Origin of the sequence: Streptomyces desertarenae (genome assembly GCF_042681365.1) — a bacterium.
GTDB classification, from domain to species: Bacteria; Actinomycetota; Actinomycetes; order Streptomycetales; family Streptomycetaceae; genus Streptomyces; species Streptomyces desertarenae.
This window is the reverse complement of record NZ_JBHUFU010000011.1, coordinates 215426-239707: the sequence shown is the minus strand read 5'-3', so window position 1 is coordinate 239707 and position 24282 is coordinate 215426. Positions and strand designations below refer to the sequence as shown.

The following is a 24282-nucleotide window of genomic DNA, read 5'->3' as shown; positions in this document are numbered from 1 at the left end:
CGCGGCCTCACAGCAGCGGCTCGGGACCGGGGGCCCCCGCCTCGCGGGCCGCCCGCTCGATCGCACTGGCCAGCAGCGCCAGGTCCGTGGGCCCGTTGCCCAGTTCGCGGACCGGGCGGCGGGCGGGCGGATCCCCGGCACGCGCCCAGTCCAGGGGGACCACCGTCGGCCGCAGCGTCGCCGTCCGGGGGATGCGGCCCGAGACCCGGCCCGTCTGGAAGACCGTCACCGAACCGTCCGGCCGGTGCAGCGCGCCGCGCCCGGGAGGCGCGGCCTCGGCGGCCGGGCCGTCCTCCCCGCCCAGCCGGATCCGCAGCGGTGCGTCCTGGCCGGCGACCGTCCGCTCCGTGCGGTCCGGACGCCCGGTCGCGGCTATCAGGTGTACGCCCAGCCGGGCGCCGTCGCGTGCCACGGCCTCCAGGGCCCGCACCACCGAACCGGCCGCCGGGCGGCCGGGGTTGCCCAGGGCGGGGTCGACCAGGGTGTCGAAGTCGTCGACGAGGACCACCAGGCGGGGCAGGAGGCCGGGCGCCCCGGTGCCCGCCGCGTCCCCCGGCACCCCGGTGCCCGCCGCGTCCCCCGGCACCCCGGTGCCCGCCGGGCCCTCGCCGCGCGCCCGGAGCGCCAGGGTGCCCCGGTCGGTGCCGTACCGCCCCTGCCGGCCCGGCCGCTCGTCCACCGGGCCGCCGGGCACGGGTCCCGGACCGGGGACCTGCGCACGCTGCGGGGACCGGCCCGGGAGCCGGGACGCCTCGGCGCCGCCGGCGGCCCGGCGCTGCGCCACCACCCGGGTGGCCTGGCCGGCGGCGGCGCGGTGGCGCGCCTGCGCCTCCCGCTCCGCGTACACCTCGTAGGGCAGGTCGCCCAGCAGCTCGGCGCGGCGCTTCAGCTCACCGCTGAGGGCCTGCGCGAACTCCCGCATCCGCACCGGATCCCCCGCGGCCAGGTACGTCGAGGCGTGCGGCAGGTCGCCGCAGGCGCGCAGCCCGTCGCCGTCGCCGTCCACCAGGACCAGGGAGAGCCTGTCGGGCCGCTCCCCGGCGGCCAGCGAGGCGGCCAGGGAGCGCAGCAGCTCCGTCTTGCCCGAACCGGCCGGTCCCTGGACGAGCAGGGGGCCGTGGTCGGCCGCCAGGTCGGCGGTGACCGGGCCGCGCGTCCCGGCGCCGAGGACCGCCCCGGCGCGCGGCCCGCCGGGCCCGCCGAGGGGGCCGCCCGCGCCCGGGGCCGCCCCGTCCGCTCGGCCCGCCGGGTCGTCGGCCCAGCGGGCCAGCAGCGCGGCGGGCGTGGCCCGCGCCAGCCCCAGCTCCTCCAGCAGCCGCGAGCTGCCGGGCAGGGGCACGGCGCGGGCCGCCGACGGGACGCCGCCGGCGTCGGACTCGCGCAGCGGGGCCAGCGCCCGGGCGAGGCGCTCGGCCCAGGCGGCCGACACGCCGTCCACGGTCGCCACGGGCGCGACCGCCGGGTCCGTGCCGCGCGCCACCACCCGGACCGCCGTGGCGACGGCACCGCTGAGCAGGCCGACGGTGCCGCAGGAGCGGAAGGCGGGGGAGGCGGAGGCGGCCGCGTCCAGGGTGTCGGCGAGCGGGGAGGTGGGAGAGGCGGCCGGGGTCTCGGCCAGGCACAGCAGGTGCACCCCGGCGGCCGGGCCGTACGCGGCCAGCCGGGAGACGGCCCCGCGCAGCTCGGCGCAGCCCGGGTCCCCGTCGACCACGGCGACCGTCAGCGGGCCGCGGACCGCGCCCGGGCCGGGAGCCGCGTCCTCCAGCCGTCCCAGCAGCTCCTCGACGCGCGCGGCGGCCTGCTCGCGGTCGTAGGCCAGCAGCAGACGGCAGTCCTGGCCGTGCGCCGGACGCAGGTGCGGCAGCCAGCCGAGCCAGGACCAGTCGCCGTCGTGCCCGCCGGATCCGTCCCGCGCGCCGCCGGGAGCCCGGCCCGGGGCGATCAGCACCAGCTCCAGGGCGCCGGGCCCGTGGAGGGCGGCGAGCTGGGCGAGCACCGAGCGCGCCAGCGGCAGCAGCCGCCTGCGGGGCCCGGCCAGTCCCAGCGAGCCCGTCCGCCGCAGCTCCACCGTCACCGGCGCGACGGCGCCGCCCGCGCCGCGGACCGTGCCCAGCCGGACGGTCAGCGCGTCGGGGTGGCCGGTGCCGCGCTCCCACAGCCGGGGGCCGGGGCCCAGGGCGGTGAGCAGGATCTGCGACGGGTCGGGCCAGCGGTGGTCCTCCGGCGCGCCCGGGACCGGGGGGCCGGACCCGTCCCGCGCCGGTGCCGGCTCCTCCTCCGGCCGGGCTCCGGCCAGCCGCCGGGCCCAGGCGCCCAGCCCGCCGCGCCCGCGCCGCTCGGCGGACCGCTCGGCGCCGCCGCGGGGGCGCACGAACCCGGCGCCGTGGGTCCCGCCGCCGGCGGGGAAGGGGTGGTCGGCGCGGTCGTGCTCGATCTCCTCGGGGATCCGCTCGGCGCCGGGGACGTACGGGGTGGCCGCCGCGCCGGGGCCGCCGGGCGGTCCGGGGGGCGCGGCCGGCGCCCGCAGGAGGTCCGCCGTGCCCAGCCCGCCGACCGTCCCGGCCGCCGGGTGCGCGGCCGGCGCGGGGGAGCCGGTGCGGTCCGGTCCGGGCGCCCCCGCGGCGACCCGCAGCCGCCCCTCGCCGTCGGGGAGGGTGGGCAGGGCCCCGTCCGCGGTCCCGCCGTCCGCGCCGCCCGCCCACAGCCGCACGGCGGACTCGCCCAGCCGCAGCGTCGCGCCCGGCGGCAGCGGCACCGGGCGGTCGTGCACCGCGGTGCCGTCCACCGTCGTGCCGTTGGTGGAGGCCAGGTCGGCGACGGTGACGGCGCCGGTCTCCGAGACGGTGATGGTGCAGTGCAGCCGGGAGACGTCCGGGTCGTCCAGCGGTACGTCGGCCTCGGCCGAGCGGCCCAGGCGCACCCGCTCGCCGCGCAGCAGGTGGACGCCGCCCGCGTCCGGCCCCGCGACGACGTGCAGCCGGGCCCGCGCGCCGCCGGGGACCAGGCCGTGGCCCCAGGGGGCCGTGGGCCCGTACAGCGAGACCACCGCGCCGTCCACCAGCGGGGGCAGCCCGAGCACCTGGCGTCCGGCGTCCAGCCGCTGTGCCCCGGCGTAGACGGCCACCGCGTCGCCGGAGGGGGCGGCGGGTGCCGCGCCGGCCGAGGCGGCGGCGGCGGCGAGGGCGCCCGCGACGGCGGAGAGGGTCGTGCCGGGAGGGGCGGTCACCAGGACGTCGCACCCGCCAGCGGTCGGCTCCGCGTGGCCGCCGCGCGGCCCGAGGACGGTCAGCCGGATCTGCATCGACATCGGCCCCTCTTCAGTCCCGTGATGCTGGGTGCATCCTCGCACCGACCACTGTCACCACGTCCACGATCCTCCATCGAACGATCTTGGTTGGTCGGCTCCGGATGAAAATGTGGCTGGTATGTGCCTGTCCACTGCGCGTTTCGCTCCGATATGGATCACCGGCCGCACGGCGGTCCGCCCCTTCCGGGACGGCGCCGCGCCCGGCGGACCCCCACGCCGCTTCTGCCCGGAGCCGTCCGGAGTACGACGGGGCCGCGGCAACCGTTCGCCGTCCTGCCGCGTCCCCCAGGACGGGACGGTCCGGCCGGTCGGACGCAACCGGAAACGGGCGGAAAGCGGGCCGGGGGAGTCCCGCAGGGAAAAGAAAGTGGACAACAGGAGGCGCCGGAGGCGCCGCCTCGGAGGGGGCGGACGGGCGAGGGGCGCGCGAACCGGCCGGACAGGCCGTGCCCGAGCCCTCCGCTCCCCCCGCCTCTCCGCACTACAGTGGGCCGCCGGGGCGCCGTACAGTGGGCCGCTCCGGCAGTTCGGACCTAGGACCAGGGAGCGCATGACGTGCGGCCGGTAGGCAGCAAGTACCTGCTCGAGGAGCCGCTCGGACGCGGCGCCACGGGCACCGTCTGGCGCGCGCGCCAGAGGGAGACGGCGGGCGCCGAGGCGGCCGTGGCCGGGCACCCCGGCGAGACCGTCGCGATCAAGGTCCTCAGGGAGGAGCTGGCGAGCGACCCGGACGTGGTGATGCGCTTCCTGCGCGAGCGCTCCGTCCTGCTCCGCCTGACCCACCCCAACATCGTCCGCACCCGCGACCTGGTGGTCGAGGGCGAGCTGCTCGCCCTCGTCATGGACCTGATCGACGGCCCCGACCTGGACCGCCACCTGCGGCAGAACGGCCCCTTCTCGGCGGTCGGCGCCGCGCTGCTGATGGCCCAGGTCGCCGACGCGCTGGCCGCCAGCCACGCGGACGGGGTCGTCCACCGCGACCTCAAGCCCGCCAACGTGCTGCTCGCCGGCGCCGAGGACGACCCGGCCGGGCTGCGGCCGATGCTCACCGACTTCGGCATCGCCCGGCTGGCCGACTCCCCGGGCCTGACCCGCACCCACGAGTTCGTCGGCACCCCGGCGTACGTGGCGCCCGAGTCCGCCGAGGGACGGCCGCAGACCTCCGCCGTGGACGTCTACGGCGCGGGCATCATGCTGTACGAACTGGTCACCGGCCGTCCTCCCTTCGGGGGAGGCACCGCGCTGGAGGTCCTCCACCGCCATCTGAGCGAGGAGCCGCAGCGCCCCGGGAACGTCCCCCTGCCGCTGTGGACGGTCATCGAGCGCTGCCTGCGCAAGGACCCCGACGAGCGCCCCGGCGCCGAGAGCCTCGCCCGCGCCCTGCGGACGGTCGCCTCGGGCGTCGGGGTGCACGCCACCCCCGCGCAGGCCGAGGCCGCCCTGGGCGTCGCCGCCCTGCTGGGCCCGGACCCGTCGCCCACCCCGGTGCCGGAGGGCGCGCAGGGCCCGGCGGGCGCCGCCGATCCCACCCAGGTGCTGCCGACCACCGGAGGCGGCGGCCCCTCCCACGACCCCAACGCCGCGACCAGCGTCCTGCCGCACACCTCCGGCCCGGGGCAGGGCGGCCCCGGCGGCGCGGGGGACTCCGACCCCACCCGCGTCATGCCGCCGGTGCCCCCCGGCGCGCCGGGCGGGTCCGGCGACGGCCCGCGCCCCGAGGAGCCGCACCCCTGGCAGACCCAGATGCGCGCGGCCCGCGACCGCAACGAGCAGACCCAGGTGCAGCCGCTCGACCCCGAGCTGGATCCGATGCGCCGCCGCCCCCAGCGCCGCTCCGCGCCCCCGCCCCCGCCCCCGCCGCAGCAGCACCGGCAGCCGGAGCCGCCGCAGCCGTCCCCGCAGCCCCGGCAGCGGCCCCGCGCGCAGCAGCCCCCGCCCCCGCAGCCGTACGCCCCGGTGCCGCCCCGGCAGCCGGAGCCGCAGCCGCGCCGCTCCGAGCCCCCGCGCCCGCCCGAGCCCCGGCAGCCGCGGCGGCGCTCCTCCAGCCCCATGCGCATCCCGGGGCTGGGCTGCCTCAAGGGCTGCCTGTTCATGGTGCTGATCTTCGTGCTGGTCTGCGTCCTGGTGTGGAACTTCACCCCGCTGCCCGAGTGGTGGGACCAGGGCCGGCAGTTCTGGGAGGACACCAAGACCTGGGTGGGCGACGTCTGGACCTGGCTGGAGGAGCTGGTGGGCGCCGGGCAGGAGGCCGCCGGCACGGTGGAGGACGTCCAGAAGGACGTGCAGGACATCCGGGACGCCGTTCCGGACGTCCCCGCGGGCAACGGCTGACGCGCCCGGCCCCGGCTCCCGGCGCGGCCGGGGCCGGGGCGACCGGATTGCTTTGTCGACTTTCGAGGCGGGAAATCCACGGCCGAGACGGCGGTTGCCGCCATCCGAGGGGCGCGGACCCCCGCCTGGCGCGTAGTTTTGTCGCCATGTCACGGAAGATCGGCAGTCGGTACACCGCCCATCGGATCCTGGGCCGGGGCAGCGCCGGCACGGTGTGGCTGGGCGTGGGGCCGCAGGGCAGCCCCGTCGCCGTCAAGCTGCTGCGCGAGGACCTCGCGTCGGACCAGGAACTGGTGGGCCGCTTCGTCCAGGAGCGCACCGCGCTGCTCTGCCTGGACCACCCCCGCATCGTCAAGGTGCGCGACCTGGTGGTCGACGGCAACGACCTCGCCCTCGTCATGGACCTGGTGCGCGGCACCGACCTGCGCACCCGGCTGGAACGCGAGCGCCGCCTCGCCCCGCAGGCCGCCGCCGCCATCGCGGCCGACATCGCCGACGCGCTGGCCGCCGCCCACGCGGCCGGGATCGTGCACCGCGACGTCAAGCCCGAGAACGTCCTGCTCGACGCACACGCTCCGACCGGCCCGGGCGGCGCCCCGCCCGCACTGCTCACCGACTTCGGCATCGCCAAGCTGATCGACGCGCCCAGCCGGGGCGGCGGCAGCAAGGTGGTCGGCACTCCCGACTACGTCGCCCCCGAGATCGTCGAGGGGCTGCCGCCGCGCGCCTCCGTCGACGTCTACGCGCTGGCCACCGTGCTCTACGAGCTGCTGGCGGGCTTCACGCCCTTCGGCGGCGGCCACCCCGGCGCGGTGCTGCGCCGCCACGTCACCGAGCGCGTCGCGCCGCTGCCGGGCATCCCCGACGAGCTGTGGCAGCTGCTCAACCAGTGCCTGGCCAAGGCCCCCGCCTCCCGGCTGCGCGCCCCGGAGATGGCCGCGCGGCTGCGGGAGCTGCTCCCGTCGCTGGCCGGGCTGCCCCCGCTCGACATCGACGAGCCCGAACCGGAAGCGGAGGCGTACGAGAGGCAGGACGCCCACGGGACGTACGGCGGCGACGGGGGCGGGTACGACACCGGCACGCCGTACGCGGACGGCCCGTACGCCGCGTTCGGGCGCGGCGCCGTCCCGCTCGTCCACGGCGGACCGTCCCCCGACTCCACCCGGGACACCCACACCAGCATGCGTGTCCCCGGCGCGGACGAGCTGGCCGGCGGCGCCCACGGCACCGCTCGCGCGCCCCGCGCCCACGGCAGTCCGCGCGCCGGTTCCGCCCGCCACCGGGCCGCCGAGCGCCGCCGCCGGGCCAGACTCGGCATGACGGCCGCGGCCCTCGCGGCCGCGCTCGGAATCGGGGGCTGGTTCGCCCTGGACGGCGACGGGGGTGAGGGGAGCGGTCCGGCCGCCCCCACCTCCACCGAGGACGAGGCGCCCCCGTCGCCCTGAGCCCGGCGGCGGGGCGGCCGCCCGGTCGCGGCCGGCCGCCCCGCCACCGGCCGGCCGGGGCGCGGCGGACGCTGCGGAAGCAATGGTCCTCCCAGCCGTTAGTCTGGATGCGTGGCAGTCGTCGACGTATCCGAAGCTCTGAAGTCCCTCTCCTCCACCATGGAGTCGATCGAGGCCGTGATCGACCTCGACAAGCTGAGGGCCGACATCGCCGTGCTCGAGGAGCAGGCGGCCGACCCCGACCTGTGGAGCGACACCGAGAACGCCCAGCGGGTCACCAGCAAGCTGTCCCTGCTCCAGGGCCAGCTCCGCAAGGTCGAGGAGCTGCACGGCCGCATCGACGACCTGGAGGTGCTGTTCGAGCTGGCCGAGGCCGAGGGCGACGCCGACGCGCGTGCCGAGGCCGAGGCCGAGCTGCAGTCCGTCCAGAAGGCCGTGGACGAGCTGGAGGTCCGCACCCTCCTCTCCGGCGAGTACGACCCCCGCGAGGCCATGGTCAGCATCCGCGCCGAGGCCGGCGGCGTGGACGCCGCCGACTTCGCCGAGCAGCTGATGCGGATGTACCTGCGCTGGGCCGAGCGCAAGGGCTACCCGACCGAGGTCCTGGACACCTCGTACGCGGAGGAGGCGGGCATCAAGTCCACCACCTTCACCGTCAAGGCCCCCTACGCCTACGGCACCCTCTCCGTCGAGCAGGGCACCCACCGCATGGTGCGCATCTCGCCCTTCGACAACCAGGGCCGCCGCCAGACCTCCTTCGCGGGCGTCGAGGTGATGCCGGTCGTCGAGCAGACCGACCACATCGAGATCCCCGAGAACGAGATCCGCGTCGACGTCTTCCGTTCCTCCGGACCGGGCGGCCAGTCGGTCAACACCACCGACTCCGCGGTGCGGATGACCCACCTCCCGACCGGCATCGTCGTCTCCTGCCAGAACGAGAAGTCCCAGATCCAGAACCGCGCCGCCGCCATGCGCGTCCTCCAGGCCCGCCTGCTGGCGCACCGCCGGGCGGAGGAGCAGGCCAAGATGGACGCCCTCAAGGGCGACGGCGGAAACTCCTGGGGCAACCAGATGCGCTCGTACGTCCTGCAGCCGTACCAGATGGTCAAGGACCTGCGGACCGAGCACGAGGTCGGCAACCCCCAGGCCGTCCTCGACGGCGACATCGACGGCTTCCTGGAGGCGGGCATCCGCTGGCGCAAGCAGCAGGAGCAGAACGCCGGCTGACACCGGCCGGCGCTTGTGCAGGTCTTGTCACAACTCGGTCCCGGGGTTCCCCAACTGTCCCCCCAACGTGGACATTTCGTTTTGTTCCAGCTTGACGGGGCTGTCATGGCTGGGAAAGCATTCAGGCTGGCACGCGCGTGTTCGGGGCGCGTAGGCACGGGGGTGGGCGGAGCCCGACGGAAAACCGGTCGCAGGCTCGGCACGACGGACCCCGGCACGCAGGAAGCTCCGCACGGCTGCCCCACTGACGAAGACCACTACTGGGGGTAGTTGGCATATGACCAATTCCAAGACGCGGCTGCGTGTCGCGAGGGTCGCCGCGGGCGCGGTCTTCCTCGCCGGCCTGTCGCTGACCGCCGTCGGCACGGCGTCGGCCCTCGACGGCGACGTCGACGGGGGCCAGACCCAGGGCCAGACCGGAGGCGCGGCCGACGGCGGCGCCTCCGCTTCCGGAGGAATCTCCATCGGCGGCGCCTCCGGCGAGACGTCCGGGGTCGACCAGGGCCAGACCGCCACGGGCGGTGAGACCACGATCGGCGGTGACACCACCACGGGCGGCGACGCGACGATCGGCGGTGACACCACCACGGGCGGCGACGCGACGATCGGCGGGGACACCACCACGGGCGGTGACACCACCACGGGCGGTGACACCACGACCGGCGGTGACACCACCACGGGCGGTGACACCACGACCGGCGGTGACACCACGACCGGCGGTGACACCACCACGGGCGGTGACACCACGACCGGCGGTGACACCACCACGGGCGGCGACACCACGACCGGCGGCACCTCCGGCGGCAGCACCAGCAACGGGACCAACGGCAACGGCGGCAACGGCGGAACCACCGGCGGCAACGGCGGGACCACCGGCGGCGGCACCGACACCGACAGCACCGGTGGCGGCGGGACGGAGGCCCCGAGCACCTGCGTGCTGGACGAGTCCAGCGTGAACTGCGGTCCCGACACCGACGCGGTCGGCACCCAGCCGATCAGCCAGGAGAAGCCGAAGGAGGAGCTGGCCGAGACCGGCGCCACCGAGACGACCTTCCTGCTGATCGGTGCGGCCACGATGATCGCCGGTGGTGTCGGCTTCCGCCTGATGCCGCGCATGGTGAACCGCGGCACCGTCGCCTGAACCATCCGCACGGTCCGCGTCCGTCACACCCGGTGACGGCCGCGGGAGCGCGCACGACGAGGGCCCGGGACGCTCAGGCGTCCCGGGCCCTCGGTCGTACCGTCCGCGCGGGTCGTACCGTCCGCGTGGGTCGTACCGTCCGCGCGGGCCGTCCGGGTCGGCGGGACCGCCGGAGGCGGCCTACACGGCCGCCTGGCGCGCCAGCAGCGCCACGGCGATCAGGGTGATCAGCAGTGCGGCCAGGGCCGCGGGGGGAAGGGAGGCGAGCGAGAACGGCCCGCTCTCCTGGTGCATCCGCTCGCGGTGCGCACGGCACACCGAGCAGCGCCCCTCGTTCACCGGCCCCGCGCAGTTGGCGCACACCAGTCGGTCGCACGTCATGCGATGTCCTCCTTATGTAGCGCCAACGCCTCCGGGTGGCCTTCTGTTCCCGGCCGCCGTCGCCGGCGTCCGCCCCCGGAGGCCGGAAGCCCTGCCTCCACTGTGCCAGTCATCGGCGCGGAGCGCAGAAAGTCGTGGCCAATGCCTGTTTTGCGCCTGATGCCCCGCGGCCGGAACCGCCAAGACCGGACGCCGACTGCGGACCTCGCGCCGCTTCGCGTAGTGTCCACCACACCGACGGGGATCCACTCCGCGGCTTCCGCTGCCCCTACCCAGGTCGACGTGGTGTAAATCCGTGATCCGATTCGACAACGTCTCGAAGTTCTACCCCAAGCAGAGCCGCCCCGCCCTCCGCGACGTGTCGCTGGAGGTCGAACGCGGCGAGTTCGTCTTCCTGGTGGGCTCCTCCGGCTCCGGCAAGTCCACCTTCCTGCGACTGCTCCTGAGGGAGGAGCGCGCCAGCCACGGGCAGGTGCACGTCCTCGGCAAGGACCTCGCCCGCCTGTCCAACTGGAAGGTGCCGCACATGCGCCGCCAGATCGGCACCGTCTTCCAGGACTTCCGCCTCCTGCCCAACAAGACGGTGGGAGAGAACGTCGCCTTCGCGCTGGAGGTGATCGGCAGGTCGCGCGGCGACATCCGCAAGTCCGTCCCGCAGGTGCTCGACCTGGTCGGCCTGGCGGGCAAGGAGGACCGGATGCCCGGCGAGTTGTCCGGTGGTGAGCAGCAGCGCGTGGCCATCGCCCGCGCCTTCGTGAACAAACCGAAGCTGCTGATCGCCGACGAGCCGACCGGCAACCTCGACCCGCAGACCTCCGTCGGCATCATGAAGCTGCTGGACCGGATCAACCGCACCGGGGCGACCGTGGTCATGGCGACCCACGACCAGCAGATCGTCGACCAGATGCGCAAGCGCGTGATCGAACTAGAAAAGGGCCGTCTCGTGCGCGACCAGTCGCGCGGTGTCTACGGCTACCAGCACTGAAAGGACGCCATGCGCGCCCAGTTCGTACTGTCGGAGATCGGCGTCGGTCTCCGTCGCAACCTCACGATGACCTTCGCGGTGATCGTCTCCGTCGCCCTGTCGCTGGCCATGCTCGGCGGTGCGGTACTCGCGCGCCAGCAGGTCACCAACATGAAGGGGTTCTGGTACGACAAGGTCCAGGTGTCGATCTACCTCTGCAACGAGAACGACGCCGAGGCCGACGCCAACTGCGCCGAGGGCGCGGTCACCGCGCAGCAGAAGCGCCAGATCAAGGCGGACCTGGAAGAGCTCGACATCGTCGAGAAGGTCTACTACGAGTCCGCCGAGCAGGCGTACAAGCACTACCAGGAGCAGTTCAAGGACTCGCCCCTGGCCGACTCGCTGACCCCGGACCAGATGCAGGAGTCCTACCGGGTGAAGCTGAGGGACCCGACCAAGTTCGCGGTGGTCAGCACCGCGTTCTCCGGCCGGGACGGCGTCCTGGAGGTCCAGGACCAGCGGGCGTACCTGGAGAACCTCTTCCGGATGCTGGAGGGCATGAACTTCGCGGCCCTGGGCCTGATGGCCCTGATGCTGGTCGTCGCCCTGCTGCTGATCGTCAACACCGTCCGGGTGGCGGCGTTCAGCAGGCGCCGCGAGACGGGCATCATGCGGCTGGTGGGCGCCTCCAGCTTCTACATCCAGATGCCCTTCATCGCGGAGGCCGCGTTCGCGGGCCTGCTGGGGGCCGTCGGCGCGGCCCTGCTCCTGGTGGTCGGTCGCTACTTCCTCATCGACGCGGGCCTGTCGCTGGCGGAGCAGATGCCGCTGATCAACTTCATCGGCTGGGACGCGCTGTTCAAGGTCGTCCCGCTGATCCTGGTGGTGGGTGTGCTGATGCCCGCGCTGGCCGCCTTCTTCACTCTCCGTAAGTACCTCAAGGTGTGACGTGAGCGCGGCCAGGGGGCGCCCGGAGATCCGTCCGGCGCCCCCGGGCGTGCTCCGGGTGTGACGAAGGACGCGGCAGGCGTGTCCTCAACCTGCCGTACGACTCCCGGACGTGTCCTAGACTCCGCAGCATGTCGGGTCCGTCCATGTTCCCCCCACACGGTTCCGCCCGGTCCGCCAGCGGATCCCCGGACGGCGGCCCACGGCACCGCCGCACCCTTCGCGGAGCCGGGCTGACCCTGGTCTTCGTGACCGCGCTGGCGACCGGAGCCGTCACGGAGTCATGGGGGGGCGTCACCGAGGGTGACGCCCCGCCGCCGAGTCCGGCCCCCCTCCGCGCCGGGGTCCAGGAGTTCGCCGCCGGGACGGGGCCCGGTGAGGAGCCCCACGACGCCGAGGAACTGGTCAGCCGCAGCGGCGACCGCTGGTCCGCCGCCTACACCGCCGACGAGTACCAGGGCGTGAAGCGCTCCCTGGACGGCGAGTACGTCGGGGTCGGCGTCTCCGTGCGCCGCGCGGACGGCGACCGCACGGAGGTCGCCCGCGTCCTGCCCGGAAGCCCCGCCGACGAGGCGGGCGTCCGCCCCGGCGACCTGCTGCTGACCGTCGACGGCAGCGGCACCGGCGGCCGCCCGGTCACCGAGGTCGTCGCCATGCTGCGCGGCGGCCCGCCCGGAGGGGGCTCCGGGCCGGGCAGCCGGGTCGTCCTCGGCCTCGGCCGGGACGGCCGGCAGTGGGAGGAGGGGCTCAGACGGGAGCGGCTGAAGGTCGACACCGTCACCACCACCTCCCTCGCCCCCGACACCGTCCTCGTCACCGTCGACTCCTTCACCAAGGGCACCGGCGAGCAGGTGCGTCGCGCCGTCGAGGGGCTCCCGCCCGACCGGGGGATCCTGCTCGACCTGCGCGGCAACCCCGGCGGACTGGTCGCCGAGGCCGCAGGCACCGCCTCCGCCTTCCTCGACGGCGGGCTGGTCGCCACCTACGGCGACGGCGACGCCCAGCGCGCCCTCTACGCCGAGGCCGGCGGGAACACCGCCTCGCCCCTGGTGGTCCTGGTCGACGGCGGCACCATGAGCGCGGCCGAGCTGCTGGCCGGCGCCCTCCAGGACCGGGGCCGGGCCGTGGTCGTCGGCACCCGCACCTTCGGCAAGGGATCGGTGCAGGTGCCGCAGGAGCAGCCGGACGGATCGGTGGCCGAGCTGACGGTGGGCCGCTACACCACCCCCGGCGGCCGCACCTTCGAGGAGGAGGGGCTCGTCCCGGACCTGGAGGTGCGTGCGGGGCGGAGCGCCGAGGAGGAGGCCCGCACGGTATTGAGTGGCCTCGGCACCCGCTCGTAGTGGAACAATGGCCTGGCTATGGCTAAAGAGACGGGTCGCAAACTCATCGCGCAGAACAAGAAGGCGCGGCACGACTACCTCATCATCGACACCTACGAGTGCGGGCTGGTGCTCACCGGCACCGAGGTGAAGTCGCTGCGGCAGGGGCGGGCGTCGCTGGTGGACGGGTTCGCCCAGATCGACGGCGGTGAGGCGTGGCTCCACAACGTCCACATCCCGGAGTACAGCCAGGGGACGTGGACCAACCACAGCGCCCGGCGCAAGCGGAAGCTGCTGATGCACCGGGCCGAGATCGACAAGCTGATCGGCAAGCTCCAGGAGACCGGGCTGACGCTCGTCCCGCTCCAGCTGTACTTCAAGGACGGCCGGGCCAAGGTTGAGGTCGCCCTGGCGCGGGGCAAGAAGGAGTACGACAAGCGGCAGGCGCTGCGGGAGAAGCAGGACCGCCGCGAGGCCGAGCGCGCCATCTCCGCCGTGCGGCGGCGTCAGCGGGCGTAGCGCCGGCGGGCGGGGGTTCCGGTCCCGGCGGCGGCCTGCGCCGGGGAGGGGCGCGGAGCCGGAGCGGGCGGGAACGATCCGCGGCGCGGCACCGTTGGACCGGACGTACGGCGCCCGGCACGGGTGGCCGCAGCAATTCCCCCCGCGGGGGAATGCGCTGGCCGGTCCCCGTACCGATCCCGTAGAATGGAGACAGCGCCGCCCGGCTCAGGCCGGTTGTGCTTGTCAACTCAACATGGGGATGATCGGTTTCGACAGCGGCTGTTGAAGCAGGGGAAGCGAGCCGAGGAACGCGGCAATGATCTCGTTAACCACGTGCCGCGAAAAAATAATCGCCAACACCAAGCGCGATTCCTTCGCCCTCGCTGCCTGAGCAGCGACTCGCGAAGTGTCAGCCCAGGGGCGTTCCCGCCCTGGGGCCTGGCATCAGCTAGGGAACTCACCACTCGCCCCGGTCACGGGGGTGCGTGGGACATAGAACAGTGACTGGGCCCGTCGGCGGCTTGTCCGCGTGACCGCCGGGGCCGAGAAAAGCACAGCGGACTGCGCTCGGAGAAGCCCTGGTTCTGCACCGTTGGACGCGGGTTCGATTCCCGCCATCTCCACTCATCCCATGTGGGCGAAGGCCCCGCCGTCACTCCGACGGCGGGGCCTTCGTCTTGTCCGGCCGCGCCCGGCCCGCGCCGGATCCCCGGGCTCAGGACGCCCCGCGTCCCGGGCCCGCGGCGGACGCGGCCGCGGCCGACGCGATGAGCGCGGCGAGCACGGCCGCGGCCGGCGGCACCGCGTACCCCCAGGACGCACCCAGGTGCTCCACCGCCCAGCCGCCCGCCGCCGATCCGGCGGCCACGCCGCCCAGCAGCGCCGTGACGGCCAGGGTCATGCCCTCGTTCAGCCGGGCGGGCGGGGTCAGCCGCTGGACCAGCGTCATCCCGGTGACCATCGTCGGGGCCGTCGCCATCCCGGCGGCCAGCAGGGCCGGGGCCAGCACCGGCAGGGCGCCGGCGGAGGAGGCGAGCAGCGGAAGCGTCATCAGGGCGGCCATCGCCCCCGTGCACAGGGCGAACCGCCGGCCGGCCGGTCCCCGCAGGTTCAGGGAGCCGAAGACCAGGCCGGCCGCCGCCGACCCCAGGGCCTGGAGGGCCAGGACGGCCCCGGCCGCCGCCTGGTGGCCCAGCCCGTCGGCGTACGCCACCGTCACCACCTCCAGCGCGCCGAAGACCGCGCCGGTGGCGAGGAAGACGGCCAGCAGCGTCGGCAGTCCCGGCACCCGCAGCGGCGCGACCGCGGGGGTGCCCTTGCCGGTGCGGGCGACGGGCGGCTCGGTGCGGCGCTGGGCGGCGAACAGCAGGCCGCCGCCGAACAGCAGGACCGCCGCGGTGAGGGTGCCCGCCTCCGGGAAGAGCGAGGTGCACAGGACGGCGGCGATCACCGGGCCGAGCATGAAGCACAGTTCGTCCATCGCCTGTTCGAGGGAGTTGGCGGCGTGCCGGGCGGCCTCGTCCCGGGGGGAGGAGCCCCGGTACAGATGTGCCCAGCGGGCCCGTGACATGCCGCCGACGTTGGGGGTGGCGGCGGTGGCCGTCTGGGCGGCGAACAGCGTCCACAGGGGGGCGCCGTACCGCACGCACAGCACCAGGGAGAGCATGCCCGCCACCGCGACGGCCACGGCGGGCACGGTGACGCGGGCCTGCCCGTACCGGTCCACCAGCCGGGCCGTCAGCGGTGCCACGACGGCGGACGCGGCCGGCCCGGTGGCGGCGACGGCACCGGCGAGCGCGTACGAACCGTGCACTGAGGCGATCATGAGGATGGCGCTGACGGAGAACATTCCCGCCGGCAGCCGGGCGAGGAGGCCCGCCAGGGTGAACGCGCGCCTGCCGGGAGGCTCGAACAACCGCGCGTACGGCGCGAGCCACCGCGCACGAGCGGCCCCGGTCCGCAGGCCGGCGCCCCTGGTGCGCTCGGTGTTCTCGGGGCGGGGAGCGGCGACCAGGGTCTCGCCCCCCACCGCGTACAGCGGTGTGCGGCGCTCACCGCCCCCTCGGGCGTACACGGGGCGGGCGGGGGACGGGGAGGAGGTGCGATGCGGCATGGACACACCATCGGGCAGCGGGGGGTGAGGCGTCCAACACCTGCTCACTGGCCTTTCACGCACTTCTGTTGTAGGTGTGGGCCGTGTCCCGAGACATCGACCCCCGGCTGCTGCGCGCCTTCGCCGCCGTCGCCGACGAACTGCACTTCACCCGCGCCGCCGCACGGCTGTTCACCGCCCAGCAGGCGCTCAGCCGGGACGTCCGCCGGCTGGAGGAGCGGCTCGGCGCCGTGCTGCTCGTCCGCACCACCCGGCACGTCGCCCTGACCCCCGAGGGCGAGCGGCTACTGCCGTACGCCCGGCGCGTGCTGGCGGCGCACGACGAGCTGAACGCGGCCGCCGCGCGTGACGAGCGCCCTCTGATCGTCGACGTCAGTGCCCCCGTCGCCACCGGCCGGCTCGTGCTGGACGAGGCCCGCCGGCCGGTACCCGGACCGGAGTTCGTCGCCCGGTACCACAGCGGGCTGACCGGGGCCGCCGCGGAGATCATCGGCGGCCGCCTCGACGTCTCCTTCGGCCGGGTCGCCGGGCTGGACCCGGCCGTGCTCGCCGGGCTGGACCACCGGCTGGTCCGGTACGAGCGGGCCGCCGTGCTGCTCCCCGCGGACCACCGGCTGGCCCGGATGCCCGAGGTGCCGCTGGACGCCCTGGCGGGGGAGACGCTCTACGTCGGGGCGGGCAACCCCGAGACCGCCGAGTGGACCGACTACGCCCACCGGCTCCTCGCCGGCCGCGGGGTCGGGTTCGCGGCGCCCTTCCCGAAGATCGTGGGGGAGGAGGAGTTCGTCCGGGCCGTGCGCGGGCGGGGCTGGTCGGTGCTGGCCAGCGAGGTGTTCATCGAGGTGCCGGGCATGGCCCTGCGGCTGCTGTCCGACCCCGTGCCGCTCGTGCCGGTCTCCATGGTCTGGCGGCGGGGGCTGCGCCACCCGGGGCTGGACGCCCTCCACGAGGCCGTGCGGCGGGCGGCGGAGGCGGGCCGCTGGCGGGAGCGCCCCCGCGGTTCCTGGCTGCCGGAGGCGGACGAGCGCGTCCTGGGGCGGGTCCCGCCGGCAGGATGAGGCGGCGCGCGGCTCACACGCCCCCCGGCCCCCGGGTGAGAGCAAGGTTGCGCGGAGGTCACCTGGGGGCACCGGGGCGAAACGCGCCGTCCCTAGCGTCGGGCACCGACACCCGACACCGTGGAGGCGCCATGACCGCTCCGACGTCCGCACGCCGCGGCAGGGGCCGCTGGATCGAGCACTGGGACCCCGAGGACGAGGACTTCTGGGAGCGGGAGGGCCGGCACGTGGCCCGCCGCAACCTGGTGCTGTCGGTGCTCTCCGAGCACATCGGCTTCTCGGTGTGGAGCATGTTCTCGGTGCTCGCCCTGTTCATGGGACCCGAGTACGGCATCGACCCGGCCGGCAAGTTCTTCCTGGTCGCCGTCGCCTCGCTGGTCGGCGCCGCGCTGCGCGTCCCCTACGGTTTCGCCGTCGCCCGCTTCGGCGGCCGCAACTGGACGGTGATCAGCGCCGCCATGCTGCTGGCGCCCACCACCGCGCTGCTGGTCGTCATGGAGCCGGGGACGTCGTACACCGCCTTCATGGCGGTGGCGGTGCTCACCGGCATCGGCGGCGCCAACTTCGCCTCCTCCATGACCAACATCAACAGCTTCTACCCGCTGCGCCTGAAGGGCTGGGCGCTGGGAGTGAACGCGGGCGGCGGCAACATCGGCGTCGCCGTCGTCCAACTCGCCGGAATGCTGGTCGTCGCCGTCGCCGGGGCGGCGCAGCCGCGCCTGCTGCTCGCCGCCTACCTGCCGCTGATCGTCGCGGCCACCGTGCTCAGCGCGCGATACATGGACAACCTCGGCCCCGTGCGGGGCGACACCGGCGCGGCGAGGGAGGCAGCGGCGGACCGCCACACCTGGATCATGGCGTTCCTCTACATCGGCACCTTCGGCTCCTTCATCGGCTACAGCTTCGCCTTCGGCCTGGTGCTCCAGAACCAGTTCGACCGCACCCCCCTCCAGGCCGCCTCCCTGACGTTCATCGGCCCGCTGCTGGGCTCGCTGGTCCGCCCCGTCGGCGGGCGGCTGGCCGACCGGTTCGGCGGCGCCCGCGTCACGCTGGGGAACTTCGCGGCGATGACGGCCGCGGTCGGCCTCATCGTCGTCGCGTCGGTGCGGCAGTCGCTGCCGCTGTTCATCGCCTCCTTCGCCGTCCTGTTCGTGCTCACCGGGCTGGGCAACGGCTCCACGTTCAAGATGATCCCGGGCATCTTCCGGGCCAAGGCCCTGGCCGCGGGCATGACGGGGGAGGCCGCGGCCGCCCACGCCCGCCGGCTGTCGGGCGCCTCCATGGCGCTGATCGGCGCGATCGGCGGTTTCGGCGGCGTGGGCATCAACATGGCCCTGCGCCAGTCCTTCCTGGCCTCCGGCTCCGGAACCGGCGCCTTCGCCGTCTTCCTGGGCTACTACGTGGCCTGCGCGGCGGTCACCTGGTTCGTATACCTGCGGCGCGCGCTCCCCGCGGGCGCCCCGGCCCCCGCCCCCGCGCCGGCCGGGGCGGGGGCCGCCGGGCCCTCCGGCCGGCCGGGACCGGAGGAGCGCCCCGTCTACGCGCGGGTGTGAGGGGGCGCGCCCGGCCCCCCCGTAACACCCGGGAAACCGCGGTGATCCGGGCCCGTCACGCGCTGTCGGCAGACTCGGTCCTCCCACGGCCGTACGGTGGGAAGCCGTACGAACGACTCCGGACGAGGACCCCATGCACCAGGTCGGACCACTGGAAGGCTTCACCGTCGGCGTCACCGCCGCCCGCCGGGCCGACGAGCTCGGCGCGCTGCTGACCCGGCGCGGTGCGCAGGTGCTGCACGCCCCGGCCCTGCGCATCGTGCCGCTGGCCGACGACGGCGAGCTGCTCGACGCCACCAGGGCCCTGCTCGACCGCGCCCCCGACACGGTCGTGGCCACCACCGCCATCGGCTTCCGCGGCTGGGTGGAGGCGGCCGACGGCTGGGGGCTGGGCGAGGAGCTGAGGGCCGTGCTGGGCGGCGCGGAGCTGCTCGCCCGCGGGCCCAAGGTGCGCGGTGCCGTGCGGGCCGCCGGGCTGACCGAGGACTGGTCGCCGCCCTCGGAGTCCATGGCCGAGGTGCTGGACCGGATGCTGGCCGGGGACGTCGCGGGCCGCCGCGTCGCCGTCCAGCTCCACGGCGAGCCGCTGCCGGGTTTCGTGGAGGCGCTGCGGGCCGGGGGAGCGGAGGTGGTGGGCGTGCCGGTGTACCGCTGGCTGCCTCCGGAGGACATCGGCCCGGTGGACCGGCTCATCGACGCCGTGCTGGCCCGCACCGTGGACGCGGTCACCTTCACCAGCGCGCCCGCCGCGGCCTCGCTGCTGAGGCGCGCCGAGGAGCGCGGGCTGGGCGAGGAGCTGCCGGCGGTGCTGGGGCACGAGGTGCTGGCCGCCTGCGTGGGGCCCGTCACCGCCGTGCCGCTGACCGCCCGCGACGTGCCCGTGGTGCGGCCCGAGCGCTTCCGCCTGGGGCCGCTGGTCCAGCTGCTCTGCCGCGAGCTGCCGGCCCGCGCCCCCGCCCTGCCCGTGGGCGGGCACCGGCTGGAGATCCGCGGCCACGCGGTGCTCGTGGACGGCGAGCCGCGGCCCGTGCCGCCCGCCGGGATGGCGCTCCTGCGGGCCCTGGCCCGGCGGCCCGGCTGGGTCGTCCCCCGCGCCGACCTGCTGCGCGTCCTGCCCGGTGCGGGCCGCGACGAGCACGCGGTGGAGACGGCGGTGGCGCGGCTGCGCTCGGCGCTGGGCGGTCCGCGGCTGATCCAGACGGTGGTCAAGCGCGGCTACCGGCTCGCCTTCGACCCGCAGGGCGGCCACGACGGCGCCGCCGGCGACGGCGCGGACGGCCTCCGGGGGACCGGCTGCGGGGACGTCCCCGCGGGCGCCCCTCCGAAGGGCTCGGCCCCCCGCTCCGCCGGGGGCTGAGCCCCTCCGCCTCCGCCGCGTCCCCCGGCCCCTCCGCTCCGGCCACCTCCGGTTTCGCGCGTGCGCGCCGCCCCTTGCTGGCGTACGGTTGACGGCTGCCCTGAGTACACCAGAAGGGGGCCGTGCGTTGGGAGCGCAGGACACAGTGCCGCCGGTACCGCAGACCGCGGGCGCCGGCGGCGAGGACGGCGACCGCGGCGGCGACCGCGGCGGCGATCACGGCGGGAGCCGGGACGGGCAGCGCCCCGGCTCCCGCACCGAGGAGCACGACGGCGTACGGGAGAGGGAGGTCAGGCGGGAGCAGGAGCACCTCGACCGGGTCTACCAGCGCCTCGAGGAGAAGATCGACGAGGCCGAGTTCCTCATGGCCGACGCCGCCCGGCGCGCGCAGGTCGGCACACCGGGGGCGCTCGCCGAGCGCGACGCCCAGGTCTTCCGGGCGGGGGTGCACCTCAACCGGCTCAACAGCGAGTTCGAGGACTTCCTCTTCGGCCGCATCGACCTGCTGCCCGGCAAGGACGGCAAGCGCGGCCCCGACGGCGCGTACACCTCCGTCGAGCCCGCGGACGACGCGGTGCGCCCCGACGGTGCCGGCGGTGCCGCCGCGGAGATCGCCGAGACCCTCCGCATCGGGCGGCTCGGCGTGCTCGACGCCGACTACACCCCCCTGGTCGTCGACTGGCGCGCCCCGGCCGCCGCGCCCTTCTACCGGGCCACCCCGGTGGCGCCGGGCCGGGTGGTGCGGCGCCGGGTCATCCGCAGCCGGGGCCGGAGGGTGCTGGGCGTGGAGGACGACCTGCTGCGCCCGGAGCTGACCGCGCGCCTGGACGGCGAGGAGCTGGCCGTGGTGGGCGACGGCGCCCTGATGGCGGCGCTGGGCCGGGCCCGCGGCCACTCCATGCGCGACATCGTCGCCTCCATCCAGGCCGAGCAGGACGAGGTGATCCGGGCCCCCGCCGTCTCCGTCACCGAGGTCGAGGGCGGCCCCGGCACCGGCAAGACGGCCGTCGCGCTGCACCGCGCCGCGTACCTGCTCTACCAGGACCGGCGGCGGTACGCGGGCGGCATCCTGATCGTCAGCCCCACGCCGCTGCTGGTCTCCTACACCGAGGGCGTGCTGCCCTCCCTGGGCGAGGAGGGCCAGGTCGCCATCCGGGCGCTGGGCTCGCTGGTGGAGGGCGCCGGGGCCGAGGTCCACGACGAGCAGCCCGTCGCCCGGATCAAGGGCTCCTCGCGCATGGTGAAGGTGCTGCGCAAGGCGGCGCGCGGCGCGCTGGAGCTGCCCCCGCCGGGCGGCGGCGAGGTGCCGCGGCGGCTGCGCGTGGTCGTCTTCGGCACGCGGGTCGAGCTGGACGCCGACGAGCTGCGCGCGGTGCGGGAGAAGGCGCTGGGCGGCACCGCCCCCGTCAACCTGCTGCGTCCGCGCGCCCGCCGGCTGCTGCTGGACGCGCTGTGGGAGCGCTCCGGCGCCGGCCGCCGCCACACCGACCCCGAGCTGGCCGCCGAGGCGCGGCAGGCGTTCGACGAGGACGTCTCCACCGAGCCGGACTTCACCGGCTTCCTCGACGCCTGGTGGCCCGAGTTGTCCCCCCGCCGCGTGCTGGCGGCGATGGCCGACGAGAAGCGGCTGGGCCGCTGGGCGCGCCGCGTCCTCCAGCCGCGCGAGGTGCGGCGCCTGGCGCGCTCGCTGTCCCGGCTGGGGGCCGACGGCTCCGGCCCGCTGTCCGTCCACGACGTGGCGCTCCTGGACGAGCTGCGGGTCCTGCTGGGCGCCCCCGCCCGCCCCCGGGTGAAGGAGGCCGGTCCGCTGGACGGGCTCACCGGCCTGGAGGAGCTGACCACCTACGCCGACCGGACCGCCGGCCGCCCCGCCCGCCGGGAGCAGGCGGAGGAGGAGCGCACCGACTACGCGCACGTCATCGTCGACGAGGCGCAGGACCTCACGCCCATGCAGTGGCGGATGGTCGGGCGCCGCGGCCGGCGGGCGACGTGGACGGTCGTGGGCGATCCGGCGCAGAGCTCCTGGACGGACCCGGAGGAGGCGGCGGCGGCCCGCGACGAGGCGCTGGGCACCCGCCCGCGCCGCCGCTTCGAGCTGACGGTCAACTACCGCAACCCGGCCGAGATCGCCGAACTGTCCGCCCGGGTGCTCGCCCTGACGATGATGGGCGTGCGGCCGCCGACGGCCGTCCGCTCCACGGGCCTGGTGCCGCGTTTCGCGGTGGCCGGCGGCGGGGCGGGCGGGCTGGGCCGGGCGGCGCGCGCCGAGGCGGAGCGGCTGCTGGTCGAGGTGGAGGGCACGGTCGGCGTGGTGGTGGCCATGGACCGCCGCGAGGAGGCCCGCGCCTGGCTGGCCGGACTGGGCGACCGGGTGGTGCCGCTGGGCAGCCTGGAGGCCAAGGGGCTGGAGTACGACGCCACGCTCGTGGTCGCACCCGCGGAGATCGCCGACGAGTCCCCGGCCGGACTGCGGGTGCTGTACGTGGCACTGACCCGGGCCACGCAGCGGCTGACGGTCCTGTCCGGGGAGGGGGACCTGCCGGACGAGGCCGGGGTGCCCGACCTGCTCCGGGAGTGAGGGCGGGGCCGGCGGCCGCCGCGGAGGGGGCGGGCGGATACGCACGGCGGAGCGGAACCGTCAGCCCCGATCGTTTGTTAGCCTGGACGTGGCACCGGCCCGATCCAAGCCCCCGGGCCCAACCTTAGTCGCTTCGAGCGACCACTTGCCGCGAGGCGAGCATGGCGGGTCGGTGTCATCGAACGTGGACGCGGAAGGGGTCCGCGCCGCCGCGCGGCGGCGCGGACCCCTTCCGCCGTTCCGGGGCCCCGCCACCCGGGGCAAAACCTTCCCTATGGCGGGAAAACGTCCCTCTTCCCGGTAGCCGGTTACCGCGTACCGGACGGTAAGTGGGACGATCGGGTGACGTGCCCCGGTGCGGCCGGGGTCACGGCACAGCACCACCGGCACGCAGAAGCAGAGGAAACCGGCCATGGCAACGGCGCCTAGCGTCTCCTACTCGATGACCATCCGCCTGGAGGTTCCCGCCGGCGGTTCGGCGGTCAGCCAGCTCACCACGGCGGTCGAGGCGTCCGGCGGCTCCGTCATCGGTCTCGACGTCACCGCGTCCGGACACGAGAGACTGCGCATCGACGTCACGATCGCCGCGTCCTCCACCGCGCACGCCGACGAGATCGTCGCCAAGCTGCGCGGCATCGAGGGCATCGCCATCGGCAAGGTCTCCGACCGCACCTTCCTGATGCACCTGGGCGGCAAGATCGAGATGGCGTCCAAGCACCCCATTCGCAACCGCGACGACCTGTCGATGATCTACACGCCCGGTGTCGCCCGGGTCTGCACCCAGATCGCCGCCAACCCCGAGGACGCCCGCAGGCTCACCATCAAGCGCAACTCCGTCGCCGTCGTCACCGACGGCTCGGCGGTGCTGGGCCTGGGCAACATCGGCCCGAAGGCCGCCCTGCCGGTCATGGAGGGCAAGGCGGCCCTCTTCAAGCGCTTCGCGGGCATCGACGCCTGGCCGCTGTGCCTGGACACCCAGGACACCGACGCCATCGTGGAGATCGTCAAGGCCGTGGCCCCCGGCTTCGCGGGCATCAACCTGGAGGACATCTCCGCCCCGCGCTGCTTCGAGATCGAGGCGCGGCTGCGCGAGGCCCTGGACATCCCCGTCTTCCACGACGACCAGCACGGCACCGCCATCGTCGTCCTGGCCGCGCTGACCAACGCGCTGCGCGTGGTCGGCAAGGCCGTCGAGGACGTGCGGGTGGTGATGTCCGGCGCCGGCGCGGCGGGCACCGCGATCCTCAAGCTGCTGCTGGCCGCCGGCGTCAAGCACGCGGTGGTCGCCGACATCCACGGCGTGGTGCACTCCGGGCGCTCCGACCTGGTGGACGCCGCCCCCGACTCCCCGCTGTGCTGGATCGCCGACAACACCAACCCCGAGGGCGTCACCGGCACCCTCAAGGAGGCCGTGGTCGGCGCCGACGTCTTCATCGGCGTCTCCGCCCCGGACGTCCTGGGCGCCGAGGACGTGGCGGCGATGGCCGACGACGCGATCGTCTTCGCGCTCGCCAACCCCGACCCCGAGGTGGACCCGGCGATCGCCCGCCAGACCGCCGCCGTGGTCGCCACCGGGCGCTCGGACTTCCCCAACCAGATCAACAACGTGCTGGTCTTCCCCGGTGTCTTCCGCGGCCTGCTCGACGCCCAGTCGCGCACGGTCAACGAGGAGATGATGCTGGCCGCCGCACGGGCCCTCGCCGACGTGGTGCACGAGGACGAGCTGAACCCGAACTACATCATCCCCAGCGTCTTCAACGACAAGGTGGCGGGCGCCGTCGCCGGTGCGGTGCGTGAGGCCGCCATCGCGGCGGGTGAGTCCGTGACCACGTCTGTGACCACCGCCACGAACGCCTAGGCCCCCGCTCCGGCGCGTCGGGGACACGGCACCCGGATGGCCCCTTAAGGTTGCGGGAGCCGCGCCGAGGGTGACTACGGAGCGTCATCACAGCGTGTCACAGGCGCTCTTCGGGCGACGCCACAGGGCGCCGGATTGGCATTACCGCCACCGGTGGGGGCAGGATGCTCCCCCGAGGGCTGCGCTCCGGGGGCGACC

16 protein-coding genes and 1 other RNA gene are annotated in these 24282 nt (G+C 75.4%); 14 read left to right on the top strand and 3 right to left on the bottom strand.

Annotated features, from left to right (window positions below; genetic code table 11):
• Positions 1-7: 7 nt before the first annotated feature.
• Positions 8-3301 (bottom strand): FtsK/SpoIIIE domain-containing protein, encoded by a 3294-nt coding sequence (locus tag ACFSJS_RS19705; RefSeq protein ID WP_380902237.1) that lies wholly within the window; start codon positions 3299-3301, stop codon positions 8-10.
• 561 nt (positions 3302-3862) lie between these two features.
• On the opposite strand from ACFSJS_RS19705, the gene ACFSJS_RS19700 reads away from it, so the two are divergent.
• From ACFSJS_RS19700 to ACFSJS_RS19685, 4 genes are all read left to right on the top strand, one after another.
• Positions 3863-5638 (top strand): serine/threonine-protein kinase, encoded by a 1776-nt coding sequence (locus ACFSJS_RS19700; protein ID WP_380902180.1) that lies wholly within the window; start codon positions 3863-3865, stop codon positions 5636-5638.
• A 146-nt stretch (positions 5639-5784) separates the two neighbouring features.
• A complete protein-coding gene (locus ACFSJS_RS19695) occupies positions 5785-7083 on the top strand; it encodes a serine/threonine-protein kinase (RefSeq protein WP_380902178.1) in 1299 nt (432 codons plus the stop codon).
• Between the two features lie 111 nt (positions 7084-7194).
• Entirely contained in the window at positions 7195-8310 is a 1116-nt protein-coding gene (gene prfB, locus ACFSJS_RS19690) for a peptide chain release factor 2 (protein ID WP_380902176.1), read from the top strand.
• Positions 8311-8587: 277 nt separating this feature from the next.
• Positions 8588-9451, top strand: coding sequence for an LPXTG cell wall anchor domain-containing protein (locus ACFSJS_RS19685; RefSeq protein ID WP_380902174.1), 864 nt, complete (start codon positions 8588-8590; stop codon positions 9449-9451).
• 180 nt (positions 9452-9631) lie between these two features.
• Here the strand turns inward: ACFSJS_RS19685 and ACFSJS_RS19680 are convergent, their stop codons facing one another.
• Positions 9632-9832, bottom strand: a complete 201-nt coding sequence (locus ACFSJS_RS19680) for a hypothetical protein (protein WP_380902172.1) — start codon at positions 9830-9832, stop codon at positions 9632-9634.
• Positions 9833-10127: 295 nt separating this feature from the next.
• Between ACFSJS_RS19680 and ftsE the strand changes: the two genes are divergently transcribed.
• The 5 genes from ftsE to ssrA all read left to right on the top strand — a co-directional run bounded on the left by ftsE (position 10128) and on the right by ssrA (position 14193).
• Positions 10128-10817 (top strand): cell division ATP-binding protein FtsE, encoded by a 690-nt coding sequence (gene ftsE / locus ACFSJS_RS19675; protein WP_380902170.1) that lies wholly within the window; start codon positions 10128-10130, stop codon positions 10815-10817.
• Positions 10818-10826: 9 nt separating this feature from the next.
• Positions 10827-11744 (top strand): permease-like cell division protein FtsX, encoded by a 918-nt coding sequence (gene ftsX / locus ACFSJS_RS19670; RefSeq protein ID WP_380902167.1) that lies wholly within the window; start codon positions 10827-10829, stop codon positions 11742-11744.
• Between the two features lie 239 nt (positions 11745-11983).
• On the top strand, positions 11984-13087 hold the full coding sequence (locus ACFSJS_RS19665; RefSeq protein ID WP_380902235.1) for a S41 family peptidase: 1104 nt from the start codon (positions 11984-11986) through the stop codon (positions 13085-13087).
• A gap of 18 nt (positions 13088-13105) precedes the next feature.
• The gene (gene smpB, locus ACFSJS_RS19660; RefSeq protein ID WP_380902165.1) at positions 13106-13585 is read left to right on the top strand and encodes an SsrA-binding protein SmpB; all 480 of its coding nucleotides are present in this window, start codon (positions 13106-13108) and stop codon (positions 13583-13585) included.
• 237 nt (positions 13586-13822) lie between these two features.
• Positions 13823-14193, top strand: a transfer-messenger RNA (tmRNA) gene (gene ssrA, locus ACFSJS_RS19655).
• 89 nt (positions 14194-14282) lie between these two features.
• On the opposite strand, the gene ACFSJS_RS19650 is transcribed toward ssrA, so the two are convergent.
• A complete protein-coding gene (locus ACFSJS_RS19650) occupies positions 14283-15680 on the bottom strand; it encodes an MFS transporter (protein ID WP_380902163.1) in 1398 nt (465 codons plus the stop codon).
• 83 nt (positions 15681-15763) lie between these two features.
• On the opposite strand from ACFSJS_RS19650, the gene ACFSJS_RS19645 reads away from it, so the two are divergent.
• The 5 genes from ACFSJS_RS19645 (at position 15764) to ACFSJS_RS19625 (ending at position 24084) form a co-directional block, all read left to right on the top strand.
• A complete protein-coding gene (locus tag ACFSJS_RS19645) occupies positions 15764-16738 on the top strand; it encodes a LysR family transcriptional regulator (RefSeq protein WP_380902161.1) in 975 nt (324 codons plus the stop codon).
• Positions 16739-16869: 131 nt separating this feature from the next.
• A complete protein-coding gene (locus ACFSJS_RS19640) occupies positions 16870-18291 on the top strand; it encodes a nitrate/nitrite transporter (protein WP_380902159.1) in 1422 nt (473 codons plus the stop codon).
• A gap of 133 nt (positions 18292-18424) precedes the next feature.
• Positions 18425-19648, top strand: a complete 1224-nt coding sequence (locus tag ACFSJS_RS19635; RefSeq protein WP_380902157.1) for a uroporphyrinogen-III synthase — start codon at positions 18425-18427, stop codon at positions 19646-19648.
• 127 nt (positions 19649-19775) lie between these two features.
• Entirely contained in the window at positions 19776-22226 is a 2451-nt protein-coding gene (locus ACFSJS_RS19630) for a HelD family protein (RefSeq protein WP_380902155.1), read from the top strand.
• Positions 22227-22638: 412 nt separating this feature from the next.
• Complete coding sequence (locus ACFSJS_RS19625; protein WP_380902153.1) at positions 22639-24084, top strand: NAD-dependent malic enzyme; 1446 nt, start codon at positions 22639-22641, stop codon at positions 24082-24084.
• The last annotated feature ends 198 nt before the right edge of the window (positions 24085-24282 follow it).